Source organism: Raineya orbicola (assembly GCF_002843425.1).
GTDB lineage: Bacteria > Bacteroidota > Bacteroidia > Cytophagales > Thermonemataceae > Raineya > Raineya orbicola.
Genome location: NZ_NKXO01000008.1, coordinates 32,256 through 44,475 on the forward strand (window position 1 = coordinate 32,256; position 12,220 = coordinate 44,475).

Annotated in this window: 14 protein-coding genes; 4 read left to right on the plus strand and 10 right to left on the minus strand. The window is 37.8% G+C overall.

Annotation, left to right across the window (positions count from 1 at the left end):
- Positions 1-165: 165 nt before the first annotated feature.
- Positions 166-357, plus strand: coding sequence for a hypothetical protein (locus tag Rain11_RS03390; RefSeq protein WP_101357929.1), 192 nt, complete (start codon positions 166-168; stop codon positions 355-357).
- A gap of 140 nt (positions 358-497) precedes the next feature.
- On the opposite strand, the gene Rain11_RS03395 is transcribed toward Rain11_RS03390, so the two are convergent.
- From Rain11_RS03395 to Rain11_RS03425, 7 genes are all read right to left on the minus strand, one after another.
- On the minus strand, positions 498-1,025 hold the full coding sequence (locus Rain11_RS03395) for a V-type ATP synthase subunit I (protein WP_101357930.1): 528 nt from the start codon (positions 1,023-1,025) through the stop codon (positions 498-500).
- A gap of 72 nt (positions 1,026-1,097) precedes the next feature.
- Positions 1,098-2,378 (minus strand): phosphoribosylamine--glycine ligase, encoded by a 1,281-nt coding sequence (gene purD / locus Rain11_RS03400; RefSeq protein ID WP_101357931.1) that lies wholly within the window; start codon positions 2,376-2,378, stop codon positions 1,098-1,100.
- A 126-nt stretch (positions 2,379-2,504) separates the two neighbouring features.
- Positions 2,505-3,305 (minus strand): RMD1 family protein, encoded by an 801-nt coding sequence (locus tag Rain11_RS03405; protein WP_101357932.1) that lies wholly within the window; start codon positions 3,303-3,305, stop codon positions 2,505-2,507.
- Positions 3,306-3,352: 47 nt separating this feature from the next.
- Positions 3,353-4,378: a type IX secretion system protein PorQ gene (gene porQ / locus Rain11_RS03410; RefSeq protein ID WP_101357933.1), complete on the minus strand. Its 1,026-nt coding sequence runs from the start codon at positions 4,376-4,378 to the stop codon at positions 3,353-3,355.
- Between the two features lie 66 nt (positions 4,379-4,444).
- Positions 4,445-4,798, minus strand: a complete 354-nt coding sequence (locus Rain11_RS03415) for a carboxymuconolactone decarboxylase family protein (RefSeq protein ID WP_101357934.1) — start codon at positions 4,796-4,798, stop codon at positions 4,445-4,447.
- Positions 4,799-4,855: 57 nt separating this feature from the next.
- Complete coding sequence (hemH, locus tag Rain11_RS03420) at positions 4,856-5,959, minus strand: ferrochelatase (RefSeq protein WP_101357935.1); 1,104 nt, start codon at positions 5,957-5,959, stop codon at positions 4,856-4,858.
- A gap of 92 nt (positions 5,960-6,051) precedes the next feature.
- A complete protein-coding gene (locus Rain11_RS03425; RefSeq protein ID WP_101357936.1) occupies positions 6,052-6,492 on the minus strand; it encodes a single-stranded DNA-binding protein in 441 nt (146 codons plus the stop codon).
- Positions 6,493-6,641: 149 nt separating this feature from the next.
- Here Rain11_RS03425 and Rain11_RS03430 point away from each other — a divergent pair, with 149 nt between their 5' ends.
- The 3 genes from Rain11_RS03430 to Rain11_RS03440 all read left to right on the plus strand — a co-directional run bounded on the left by Rain11_RS03430 (position 6,642) and on the right by Rain11_RS03440 (position 9,092).
- Complete coding sequence (locus Rain11_RS03430; RefSeq protein ID WP_101357937.1) at positions 6,642-6,995, plus strand: hypothetical protein; 354 nt, start codon at positions 6,642-6,644, stop codon at positions 6,993-6,995.
- Positions 6,996-7,358: 363 nt separating this feature from the next.
- A complete protein-coding gene (locus Rain11_RS03435; RefSeq protein WP_101357938.1) occupies positions 7,359-8,252 on the plus strand; it encodes an ABC transporter ATP-binding protein in 894 nt (297 codons plus the stop codon).
- 39 nt (positions 8,253-8,291) lie between these two features.
- Positions 8,292-9,092: an ABC transporter permease subunit gene (locus Rain11_RS03440; protein ID WP_101357939.1), complete on the plus strand. Its 801-nt coding sequence runs from the start codon at positions 8,292-8,294 to the stop codon at positions 9,090-9,092.
- A 1-nt stretch (position 9,093) separates the two neighbouring features.
- On the opposite strand, the gene Rain11_RS03445 is transcribed toward Rain11_RS03440, so the two are convergent.
- The 3 genes from Rain11_RS03445 to Rain11_RS03455 all read right to left on the minus strand — a co-directional run bounded on the left by Rain11_RS03445 (position 9,094) and on the right by Rain11_RS03455 (position 12,084).
- Positions 9,094-10,200: a vWA domain-containing protein gene (locus Rain11_RS03445; protein ID WP_101357940.1), complete on the minus strand. Its 1,107-nt coding sequence runs from the start codon at positions 10,198-10,200 to the stop codon at positions 9,094-9,096.
- Positions 10,201-10,275: 75 nt separating this feature from the next.
- Positions 10,276-11,235 carry a glycosyltransferase family 9 protein gene (locus Rain11_RS03450; RefSeq protein ID WP_101357941.1) on the minus strand — a complete coding sequence of 320 codons (960 nt, stop codon included), beginning with the start codon at positions 11,233-11,235 and terminating at the stop codon, positions 10,276-10,278.
- Positions 11,236-11,286: 51 nt separating this feature from the next.
- Positions 11,287-12,084, minus strand: coding sequence for a hypothetical protein (locus tag Rain11_RS03455; protein WP_101357942.1), 798 nt, complete (start codon positions 12,082-12,084; stop codon positions 11,287-11,289).
- Positions 12,085-12,220: the final 136 nt, after the last annotated feature.

Consider the following 12,220-nt stretch of genomic DNA (forward strand, 5'->3'; position numbering starts at 1 on the left):
AAAAGTATTTACAGAGCTTCAAAGCGTGAAGTGCTTGTGCCTTTTGGCTCGCCCTTTGGTTCAGGAAATTGCTGATGTATTTAGAATAAAAAACTTTATTCATAAAAGCAAACCTGAACCACTCAAAGTTCAGGTTTTTTTGTTTCACCCTTAAATTTAACCGCTATGGAAAACTTAATCAAAACCAACAAATGCCCTACAATTTGGCTCGGTGTGGATACTATGGTGCAAAACCAAGCCCATAGCGAAGCCCTTATCGTAGAAACTCGCCCCGATTTAGATGGTGATAACTTTAATACATCTATTGAGGGGGGAGATAGCGATAAAGAAATCGCTTGCTCGGAAGGTAAAGGATAATTGGCTTTGTTTTGAATAATATAGCCAACAAGTAGCAATTTCACTCATAGCAAAGATTTAAAAAATCTTGATAAGTTAAGCCAAAAAAGCAATGCCCTCCAACGAATTAGAGGGCATTTTTTGGCTTTGTAGGGAGGCTACTAAATTTCATCTTCTACCTCATCAAGCACCATTTCTTCAAAATCTTCATCATTTTCAAGAAATCCCGAGTCTTGTTTATTTAATTTTTTACGCATCTGGCGACGCTTTTCCATTCGTTTTCTCATTTTTTCTTTTCGCTCTTGCTTTAATTTTTCATATTCAACTTTTTGCTGATTGTTGAGCAAGGCTGAAATATTTTGGTCTCTTTGTTGGTTAAGTTCCCTGACTTGTTTGGCATAAAATCCTTTTTCTGGTTTTTCGCCACGTTCTCTTTGAGCCTTGGCTTCTTTGCGTAATCTATCAATTTCGCGAGCTGTGTTGAGATTGATTTGATAGATTTGCTCCTTTTGCTCTCCGTTCAAGCTCAAACGCTTTGTCAGGTTGTTGGTAAGGATTTTAGCACGCTCTTCGGGAGTTTTAGGTTGGAAATTGCGATTATTTTTTCGCATCGGCATTCTTTGTGCCTCGGCAACAAAAAATACGCCCCAAATAATAAGAAAAACAAAACTGAATGCAGATTTTTTCATAAGACTATAATTTAAGTGATTTATTGCTTTGATGTAAAACACAGCCTGAGGTTTAATGGACATTTTGAAATTTTACAAGTTTAGTAAATCTTGCCCTATATCTTTGCGAAAGTATTTGTTTTCAAAGCTAACACACTGGGCGGCTTTTTGGGATTTCTGAATGGCGTTGGGCAAATTTTCGGCAAGGGCAGTCAGAGCCATTACTCTGCCACCATTCGTGAGCAGTTTGCCGTTTTCTTGTTTAGTGCCTGCGTGAAAAATCAAAGCATTTTCAATTTGCTCTAAATTTTTGATTTCTTTGCCTGTTTCGTAATTTTCGGGATAGCCTGCCGATACTACAATCGTTGTAACAGCAGTTTCAGGCTTCATTTTCAGCTCTATTTCATCAAGTTTTTGCGTAGCCGTAGCCAAAAGCAATTCTACTAAATCGTTTTCAATTCTTGGAAAAACGACTTGCGTTTCAGGGTCGCCCATTCGGCAGTTAAACTCAATGACATAAGGCTCATTACCTACTTTCATCAAACCAATAAACAAAAAACCTACGTAAGCAATATTTTTCGCTCGCAAGGCTTGCAGAGTAGGTATAACAATTTTTTGCTCAACTTTCTGCATAAAAGCCCTATCAGCAAAAGGCACGGGAGAAACAGCCCCCATTCCACCTGTATTTAGTCCTGTATCATTTTCGCCTATGCGTTTGTAATCTTTGGCTTCGGGGAGAATTTTGTAATTTTTGCCGTCAGTAAGTACAAAAACAGAAAGTTCTATGCCTTCTAAAAATTGTTCAATCACTACTTTTTCGCTTGCCTTGCCAAATTTTTTGTCCAAGAGCATTTCTTTAAGAGCCTTTTCGGCGTGGCTGTACGTGGGGCAAATCAGTACGCCTTTTCCTGCGGCAAGTCCATCGGCTTTGAGTACAATCGGTAAAGAGTGGTTGTAGATGTATTGCAAGGCTTTTTCAAAATCATCAGCCCCAAAAGAATGATAGCTTGCCGTTGGAATTTGAAATTCAAACATTAATTGTTTGGCGAAATCCTTACTACCTTCCAACATTGCCCCTGCCTGCGAGGGAGCTATGAGGTGAATATGCTCCAAATCCTTTTGATTTTTGAAAAAATCCCAAATACCTGCTACCAGAGGTTCTTCGTTGCCTACCACAAGCATTTGAATATTTTTTTCTTTGCAAAAAGTTGATAAAGCAGAGAAATCAGTAGGTTTGATAGGTACATTTTCAGCGATTTGAGCAGTGCCTGCATTGCCTGTGGCAACATACAATTTTTTACACAAAGAGCTTTGAGTGATTTTCCACGCAAAGGCGTGCTCTCGTCCTCCCGAGCCTAAAAGCAAAATGTTCATAGCTTGTACAGATGATTAGTATTGAGTATTGAGTATTAAGTATTAAGTACAAAGTACCTTTGGAAATCCACCAATAAACAATCCTGCTTCCTATTTCTTGTTTCCTACTTCTTGCGATTCTGTGTTTTAATGCGACCATAGCTTGCGAAGCCATTCACTAAAAAAAACATTCAGCACTTCTACCAAAATCAAAATAATGATAATCCATTCCAAACGAGAGCTTTCGCGATGTTGGAGCAAATCGGTAAGCAAGACTAAATTTTCCTCTACAATTCGCAGACGATAGTCCAAATCACGAAAACGCGGGCTGATGTCAAAATTATCTTTGAGCTGTCGGTGCAGGCGTTGCAGTTCTTCATTGTCCCAAACAATGTTGGGGTCGTCAAGAATGTAAAGGTTATCAATAATGCTATTTTTGATGTTTTTAACTTTCCCGATAAATTTGAGCAAATCACGTTTAGAGATTTTCACCTTGCCAAATTCCTCCAATTGGTCAATATAGACTTTACTGGCATTAAGAATTTCAAGGCTTAAAGTCTCGTAATAATCCATAGCCACCGATTGAGCCACATTGAGCGTGATAATACGAATTGCATCTAACTGAATTTGAGGCAGTGTGATAGAGTCGTTTTTTACTATGGCTCGCGAGAGAGATTTATCTACTAAAAGCGTAAAATAATCATTTACATCAAGATTGACGGGATTTTCAGCGTATTTCTTGATAAAATCAAGCAGATTGCTTTTGCCTACGGCATCATAACCTACAAAAACTACTACACCATAGCTGAAAACGTGTAGAAAGCGTTTTTCTTCTTCCTCAACATAAAAAATATCCCAACTGCTGGCGTGAGCAGGCTCGTGCAGGAAATCGTTGCGAAAACGTTTCAGATGAATTGTTTCTGCTATTTGGTAGGCATCAATGAGCATAAAAAATTGAGATTTTACGAAATTAAAGGATTTTTGTATGAGTTTTTTCAGAAATCATTCAAGTTTTTACTCAAACTTATGCAGGTAAGTCCTCTGCGGGCAAAACCTGCACGCGTGAAAGCTATTTCATAACCCTTTACCCTAAAAGCCAAACCTCCCGAAAAACCCGCTAACGCTGTAATTTCCTTGAATTTAAGCTCTTGGTTGCGTAAATGATTGTATCCTAAACGCAAATGGAAATTTTTATGCAAAATAATTTCTGTTCCAAAAACAAAATGGCGAAATAAGTTATTAGCAAAGCTAATCTTGCGGGTTTGGGTTTGCCCTGTCAGGGGGTCTGTGGTAATGGCAAAGGCGGGGTCGTTGTAAGAAATATCCCAACGATACAAATGATAAGCCGTAACCGAAAAACGAAAAGGCATTTTGTAGGGCTTGAAGGATAAGCCTAAACGTACATCAAAAGGCATTCGTAGGGTATAATTGGGCAAATACTTTTTGAAAACACCGCCCAAATTAGCAATTACTAAACCCGCTCTAAAATCTTTTTCAGGGTGTTTGAAACTTACGCCTAAATCAGTGGCTATGCCAAAAGCATTGTAAGAAGCAATCTGCGAACCAACGAGTTTGAAATTTACTCCGAATTGGAAATTATCCGCCTGAAAAGATTTTCCCAAAGTAAGGGCATAATCGGCGGCTAAAAATTCGCCTATAACGTTACCCGCTTCATCAGTTTCTTGAATTTTGCCATAACGAATATACTGCAAACCTGCTCCAACTACACCAACTTTGCCACCAAAATCGTGGGCATACGCAAGCAAAAAATGGGGCATTCTGCCAAAAAAAGGACTATAATTCAGTGAAGCAACACCTGCCATTGAGCTATCCAATACGGCGGGGTTACTCAAAAACATATTCACATCTGCCTGAGCCAAACTCACATTCGCTCCTCCCAACCCCATTATACGCGGATTGGCGGAAATATCTAAAAACTCAAAAGAAGTTCTACCCCCGATTTGAGCCGAAAGCGAATGAATACCCAAAACTACAAGTAAAATGACAAGCCGAACTTTCAAGGTTTTGCAATTTTTGCCAAAGATACAAAAGATGTTGCACAAATTTGCTAAACCTTGAAGTAAATTCTATGAGCTTGCATTTTCTTGCAAAGCCTCCCAATATTCAACAGCCCTGCGAAGATGAGGAATAACAATTGTTCCACCGATAAGGTTGGCAATAGCAAACACCTCAAATACTTCCTGCGTAGTAAGTCCTAATTCTTTGCATTTCCCTAAATGATACCTCACACAATCATCGCAACGCAAAACCATAGAACAAGCCAAAGCAATCATTTCTTTGGTGGCTACGCTCAATGCTCCTTCGGTATAGCAATTCGTATCTAAATTGAAAATCCGCTTGATAACCAAATTATCCGCATCAAGGATTTTTTGGTTCATTTTACTTCGGTAAGCGTTAAACTCTTCTACTAATTTGCTCATAGCTGAAAAAAAATTTAGGTTTAAAGGGTGAGAGTTTTTATCTATGACTAACCAAAATTATTCTTTTTCCTCTGCAATAACTTGCAACATCAAATCTAATGCCTTGGGCTTGGTAGTGCGTTCTAAGACCATTTGTCGTAGCAGTTCTATCCAAGTAGGGCTATCGTTCAGACTTTCTACGAGTTGCCAATGCTCCCCGCCGTACTCTTCAAAAAGTTCTTTGTATTCTTCACCTACTTCAATAGTAGTTTCCAAACAATCGGCAACGAAAGAAGGTGAAAAAGCAAGTACACTTTTTTTGCCTTCTTGGGCAAGTTTTTTTACGACGTCTTCCGTGTAAGGCTGTATCCATATGGCTTTTCCCAAACGCGACTGAAAAGCCGTACTATAACTGCCTTCGGGCAAATTGAGAGCTTTTGCCAGCAATCTTGTTGTAGCAAAACACTGACTTCTATAACAAACCGAATTTTTAGCATTTAGACTACTGCAACAGCCTATTTCAGCAGTATTGGCGTGTGTGAGGCAATAATTATGCTTATCTGCCTTGCGAATTTGTCTTTCGGGCAAGCCGTGATAAGTAAAGAGATAGTGGTCGTAAGGGTGGGCTTCAATGTGTTTTCTGCCGAGTTCTGCAAAAGCCTTGATAAAAAGCGGGTGTTGATAGAATTGCTGTACAAACTCCACCGCAGGAATAGTTTGCCAGCGGCTCAATTCTTTCATTACGGCTTCTTTTACCGAACCCGTAGTAGCCGAAGCGTACTGCGGAAATAAAGGAATAATGATAAGTTTTTCCCAATGTTTGCCCTCAAATTCTTTCAAAACTGACTTGATGCTTGGTTTTTGGTAACGCATTGCAAGTCTGACGAAATATTCCTCGCCCAAAGCCTCTTGCAAAAGTGCTTGGGTGCGAAAGCCGTAATATTTGAGCGGAGAGCCTTCTTGCGTCCAGACTTTTTGATAAACTTTTGCGGACTTAGGTGCCCTGAAATTGGCGATTATCAAATTTACCAGCAACCAACGGGAAAGCAGAGGAATGTCTATGACACGCTTATCCATCAGAAATTCACGTAAATACCTGCGTACATCAGGCACACGTGGCGAATCGGGAGTACCTAAATTGACGAGCAAAACACCAAAACGAGGAGAAACAGAAAGTTCCATAGAGGTTGAAGCTAATTTTCAAACACAAAAACCATCTATCTGCAAAGAAAGTTTGCAAAAAGATGATTTTTGAGAAAATATCTACCAAAAATTCAGAAAGGTAAATCGTCGCTAGGGCTACTTTCTACGGTAGGAGGTACGTAAGGGGTATTATCTTCTTGACTATTAGAAGAAGTATTTTCGGTATTTGACGTATTACCTCCGCCCAAGCCACTACCCAAAAGCGTTAAGTTTTGCCCTATAACTTCGGTAATATAGCGAGTTTGTCCGTCTTTTTCATAAGAACGAGTAGCGAGCTTTCCTTCAATAAATACTTGTTTGCCTTTTTTTACGTACTTTTCAATCACATCAACCACAGGACCCCAAAATACAATATTATGCCATTCTGTTTTTTCCACAGGTTTGCCCTCACGGTCTTTGTATTTTTCAGAAGTTGCTAGCGGGAAAGTTGCTTTTCTACCCGATTCAAAGGAAATAATATCAGGGTCTTTGCCTACATTGCCAATCAGGATTACTTTATTTACGCCTGCCATACATATTGATTTTTTGAACTAAATACAAAACTTCATAAAGTTATACATAATTTGCTTTTTGGCAAAATTTCATAAAAATTTTTTTTGAAAATAGCTTTTCAGTTGGAACTTTACCAAAGGATTTTTATTTTTGTAAAAATTGAAATTCAATGTTTCGTTATATCGGGTTATTTTTGCTTCTGCTGATAGGTTTTTCGGCTTGTGTGAAACCTTGTAAAGTACAAGGTTGTAAAATGATACACGATCACGTGCATTTCTTCGGTGCCGAACGTGGCGATGGCAGAATGGCTACCAAAGAAGAAGCCCTACAAGAAGGTAATTTGCAAGTAGTCTCGGGTATGCCCTGGTACCGCAGGCTTTTTAAGAAAAATTATTATACCGAAAATGGTTTGAAGTACAAAAATTTCAATTGGCATCAACACCGAGCCCGAAACAAAGAAGATTGGCATACTTTTTCAGGTAAAGCCAAATATCCGGGCAAAGAAAAAACTATGAAAGAGTAAAATATAACATAATTTAATTTATAAACGTGAGTTATGAAGTCAAGTAACTGAAAAACACAAATTTAAGAATAAAAAATTATTGAGCTTTTTACCAAAATTTGCCATTTCTTAACCTCACCCCCAACCCCTCTCCAAAGGAGAGGGGAGTTATACACCTGAAAAGCATAAACTTATGTATAAGTTGCTATTTTTTTCAAAAATTAAATAAGCAAATGAAATTCAAGCAAATTATTGAAAAGCAGGCTTTTGATTTCATAATTCACGTTTTATAAGCATCTAAAAATCAATAGTTTTGTTTTTTTATCCGATGTCTTATCTCTAAATATCTAACCCAAATCTCAATAATTACGAGTAAATCAGTTTATGAGTGTCTTACAAGTAAATGCTCTTTCCAAAAACTTTGGCAATATTCAAGCATTAGACCAAGTCTCTTTTGAAGTACCCCAAGGAAGTGTTTTCGGCATACTCGGACCCAACGGCAGTGGGAAAACTACCCTACTTGGCATCGTAACAGAGGTTCTGAAAGCCTCAGCGGGTAATTTCCTTTGGTTTGGCAAGGTGGCAAGTGCCACTATTCGCAAGCAAATAGGCACTCTTTTGGAAACCCCAAATTTTTACCCTTATCTTTCGGGCTATGATAATTTACTTTTGCGACAAAAAATCCATCAGAGGGGTTCTCTCAAAGACATTCAAGAGGTTTTGGAAGTGGTAAAACTTTCTGAAAGAGCCAAATCACCCGCCAAAACATACAGCTTGGGAATGAAACAAAGACTTGCCATTGCCGCCTCGTTGCTCGGCAAACCCCAAGTTCTCATTTTAGATGAACCCACCAACGGATTAGACCCTGCAGGTATTGTAGAAATTCGTGATTTGATTTTAGAGCTTCGTGAGCAAAACTATACCATTATTTTAGCAAGTCATTTACTTGATGAGGTTGAAAAGGTTTGTACCCATACAGCTATTCTCAAACAAGGCAAACTGCTCTCCTATGGTAAAGTTGATGAAATTTTAGGAAAGGGGCTAACAATTGAAATCGCAAGCAGTTCCCTGACAGAATTAGCCAATTTTCTGCAAAATAAATTCCCACAAGCAACTATCAAGAAAGAAAATGAGGTGCTGCAATTAGTGATTGAAACCGATAGCATTAACCTTGCTTCTCTGAACCAATCCTGCTTTGAAAATGGCATAATTTTGCATCATCTTGCTTTACGAAGAAAAACCCTTGAAACAGCCTTTTTAGAACTAACAGAAAATTAAACAAGATTTAGAAAACACTTTTTTAACTTACAGGCAGATATGTTAAGATTTTTACAACTGGAATGGTTCAAAATACGCAGTAATAGGGCATTTTGGATTATTTTATTCTTGAATTTACTTGCTTTCGTAGGTTTTTTGCAGGTGATTGCTAATACCTATCGTAATGTAACATCATCGGAAGAAAAGAATGGCAAAATAGAGATATTGAGACCTTTTTTTGAAAAACCATTCAGTTATCCTGAAATTTGGCAAACTTCTGCTTTTTTTCTTTCATTTCTTGTGCCACTTTCGGCTATTTTAGTTATTTTGAACATCAATAACGAATGGAGCAGTAAGATGCTCCGCCAGCATATCATTGAAGGACTTAATAGAAAAGAGTTTTTGCTCTCAAAACTTATATGGCTTTTAGTGCTAACTTTGATATTTACTTTTTTCTATGTGCTTGCTAATTTATTTGTGGCATCAGGAGAATGGGAATTTTCTAATACGATTTTTTACTTTGCAATCCTTTTGTTTACTCAATTAAGCATAGCTTTTGTGGTGGCTTTATGGATAAAACGCTCTGTACTGGCAGTAACGATATTTATCGCCTATATGCTTATTGCCGAGCCACTGCTTATATGGTTTCTGAAAAAAAATGGATTAGATTCTATTGTACCTTTTCTGCCTCTTGAAGTTTCTGACAGATTGATTTTACCCCCCGAAGTTTTTAAGTTTTTTTCTCCCGAAGAGTACAAAAAAAGAACAGATGCTATTCAAGAGCAGATATTTTACACAATGCTTGAAAGTACCTTGCTTTGGGTATTTACATTTTGGAGATTTGAGAAAAAAGATTTGTAAATCAAATATTTTTCTTCCGATTGCGTTGATAATCCTCAAAAATATAGTGTCCAAGTCCTTTGAGCGAGCTGTAATAGGCTCTCCCCTGATTTACTTGCGTAAATTCTCTGACAAATTCCTGTAAATAAGGGTCAGAAGCAATCATAAAAGTAGTGATAGGAATTTTTAGCCTACGGCATTGAGCCGCCAAATTGAGCGTTCGGTTTAAAATTTTTCTATCCAAACCAAAGCTATTTTTGTAATATCGCAAACCTTCTTTGAGGCAAGTAGGTTTGCCATCGGTTATCATAAAAATCTGTTTATTGGCATTTTTACGTCTGCGGAGCAAATCCATAGCTAGTTCCAAACCTGCTACGGTGTTGGTATGATAGGGACCCACTTGCAAATAAGGTAAATCTTTGATAGAAATTTGCCAAGCATCATTACCAAACACAATGATATCCAAAGTATCTTTGGGGTATTTGCTTGTAATGAGTTCGGCAAGAGCCATTGCTACTTTTTTGGCAGGTGTAATTCTATCTTCGCCGTACAAAATCATAGAGTGAGAAATATCAATCATCAGCACGGTGGAAGTTTGTGCTTTGTACTCGGTTTCAATAATTTCCAAATCCTCGTGAGTGAGGAAAAAATCCTCGTAACCGTGATTGATTTGGGCATTACGAATAGACTCTGTGAAGGCAATATTATCTAACTCATCACCAAATTCAAAATTTCTTTTTTCTACTCCTCTTTCGTCCCCTACTCCTGATTTTTTAGTTTGATGGTTGCCCGGTTTGGCTTTTTTGAGCTTTCCAAAAATTTCTTCCAAAGCATTACGGCGAATATTCTGCTCGCTTTTGGGGGTAATTTGCAAAACACCTGCTTTTTGCGGATTTTCTTCTATGTAACCTTTTCGCTTCAAATCTTCAATAAAATCGCCTATGCCGTAGCTATCATCGGTGAGTTGGTATTTTTTATCTAAATTGTTGAGCCAAGCCAGAGCTTCGGCTACATTGCCCCCTGTCATACTGACAAGTTCTAAAAAAAGTTTGAGCAAAGATTCAAATTTGGCTTTGCCTTGCTGTATTTGCTCATCAGGGGTATATTCGGTAAAACGATAGCCAATCATTGGATTTGCTGTTTGGGTGAGTGATTTCTCTGCTATTAAACACTCTTTACAAGAAAATGGTTTGAGCCGAAAAGGTTAAATTTCAAACTTCAAATCGTTCATACATTTGAAATGTTTTTTAGGGCAGGTGTGTTTGCCCAAACGAGAACAAGGACGACAATTCAGACTTTTATTTTCAATAATTTGGTGGGGCGTTTGATAAGGGTAAAGCCCCAATTCGGGAGTGGTACTGCCGAAAATCATATATACTTTTTTCTGAAAACAAGCGGCAATGTGTGTAAGCCCTGTATCGTGTCCATAGACCATTTCGGCTTGGCTCACTACCCAAGCCGATTGCATCAGATTGAGCTTTCCACATAAATTCCACACCAGATTAGTTTTGTTTGTTAAAAAGTACCTCTCAATTTCCTCACCTGCGGCTTCATCTTCTTTGCCGCCTATCAGAACAACGGGCAAAGGCATTTGCTTACAGAATTCTATGATTTTCGTGTTAGGCATTTTTTTAGTGGCATAGCTTGCCCCAATGACAAAAGCAATAAATTTTTCTTGAAATTTAGGAGGAAAAAAATCTTTGCCCAAGTGATATTTTTCAGGGATATGCAATTCTAAACCTTTGCTATCAGGTTGTACGCCCAAAGGGGTAATGGTTTCAAAATATCTATCTACAACGTGATTAGTGGGCATTTTGTTGATTTTGAAATTAACGAGTAACCACTTTTGCCAACGCAATTTCCGATAGCTTCTTGCAGGAACATTCCATAAGGCTGTTTTTATGTAAAAACTTCGCAAATTGTTGTGTAAATCAATGATGTAATCAAATTTTTCTTTTCGCCAAAGGCTGATAAGTTGCGAAAGACTTTTTTCACCAAGTAGATGTAAAGTGTCAATGTTAGGATTTACCTCAAAAAGTGGTGCGTATTGCTTTTTGGTTACAAAATGCACTTCACAGGCAAGCTGTGTTTTTAGGCATCGCAAAATGGGGGTTACCCAAATACAATCTCCAATAGACGAAAAACGAATAACTAATACTTTCAAAGTTGTTTTTTTGCCGCAAGTTAGCTCTTTTCTGCAAGTAAGCAAAATGACTTACATTCGGGCTTGGGCTTCCTGTGGATAGGCGGGCGGTGTTGGCGGGCTATGTAAGCGAGGTTTTAGGACGGGTTGCGGTTTTTCCTGTTTTTTGACAATTACAGGGGCAGGCGTTGGAATTTTTTCATCTTTTTTAGTAATAAGGGGCTTATTTTCTTTTTTAGGCACAGAAAAAGTACTACGTGGCGAGCCTGTGAGCTTACGTTCAAAATCTTGGACTTTTTTCACCATATCCGAAAAATCGCCTAAATCAGGGTCTTTTTCTTGTTTTACTTTGATTTGCAAAACGTGAAAATGATTCTTATCGTGTTTGTATTCTTCACCTTCAAAAAGATTTACACGTTTAACGTGTTTGGGCAAACGATTGAAATGTATTTCGCAGGTAAAAATTTCATTAGCTACAATATCTTCGTAATCTAACTGAGAATTACCCGCAATAGAGCTTGCCATTAACTTGCCATTGCGACGAATATTTTTGATATCAATAAAATGAAAAGCCTCGTCAGAATTGAAATGATTTTCCAGATACCATTTTTCGTGATGATATTTGCCAAAAAAAGTAACTTTTGTAATGGTATAAAAATTTTTGAATAAGGATTTTGTTTCTTTGGGCATTGAGTTGGCTACATAGCGAAAATGAATAATCATTCGTTTATCGGTGTAGTCAATTTTATCAATCATATAATCGGGGTGCCATTTCTTGTATTCAGGCTTGTAGTCGGTGTAACTACTTTGAGCCAGAATGGTTGAATAGCTTAGAATAAACAAGAATATGACCCAATAATTTCTCAGCATTGTTTCTGATTTTCTGCACGAGCTTTGTTAATTTTACGTGCAAAAATCGCACCAAAATTAAGCCTAAGTTAAGATGATTTCCAAAAACTATCTTGATTGAAAATAATTTTTTACCAAGAAGTTTTTAGGATTGTAA

Bases quoted from the DNA above. Each gene is read 5' to 3' on its own strand.
- Rain11_RS03390 (WP_101357929.1), top strand. From the start codon at position 166: ATGGAAAACTTAATCAAAACCAACAAATGCCCTACAATTTGGCTCGGT.
- Rain11_RS03395 (WP_101357930.1), bottom strand. From the start codon at position 1,025: ATGAAAAAATCTGCATTCAGTTTTGTTTTTCTTATTATTTGGGGCGTA.
- purD (WP_101357931.1), bottom strand. From the start codon at position 2,378: ATGAACATTTTGCTTTTAGGCTCGGGAGGACGAGAGCACGCCTTTGCG.
- Rain11_RS03405 (WP_101357932.1), bottom strand. From the start codon at position 3,305: ATGCTCATTGATGCCTACCAAATAGCAGAAACAATTCATCTGAAACGT.
- Rain11_RS03415 (WP_101357934.1), bottom strand. From the start codon at position 4,798: ATGAGCAAATTAGTAGAAGAGTTTAACGCTTACCGAAGTAAAATGAAC.
- hemH (WP_101357935.1), bottom strand. From the start codon at position 5,959: ATGGAACTTTCTGTTTCTCCTCGTTTTGGTGTTTTGCTCGTCAATTTA.
- Rain11_RS03425 (WP_101357936.1), bottom strand. From the start codon at position 6,492: ATGGCAGGCGTAAATAAAGTAATCCTGATTGGCAATGTAGGCAAAGAC.
- Rain11_RS03430 (WP_101357937.1), top strand. From the start codon at position 6,642: ATGTTTCGTTATATCGGGTTATTTTTGCTTCTGCTGATAGGTTTTTCG.
- Rain11_RS03435 (WP_101357938.1), top strand. From the start codon at position 7,359: ATGAGTGTCTTACAAGTAAATGCTCTTTCCAAAAACTTTGGCAATATT.
- Rain11_RS03440 (WP_101357939.1), top strand. From the start codon at position 8,292: ATGTTAAGATTTTTACAACTGGAATGGTTCAAAATACGCAGTAATAGG.
- Rain11_RS03445 (WP_101357940.1), bottom strand. From the start codon at position 10,200: ATGATTGGCTATCGTTTTACCGAATATACCCCTGATGAGCAAATACAG.
- Rain11_RS03455 (WP_101357942.1), bottom strand. From the start codon at position 12,084: ATGCTGAGAAATTATTGGGTCATATTCTTGTTTATTCTAAGCTATTCA.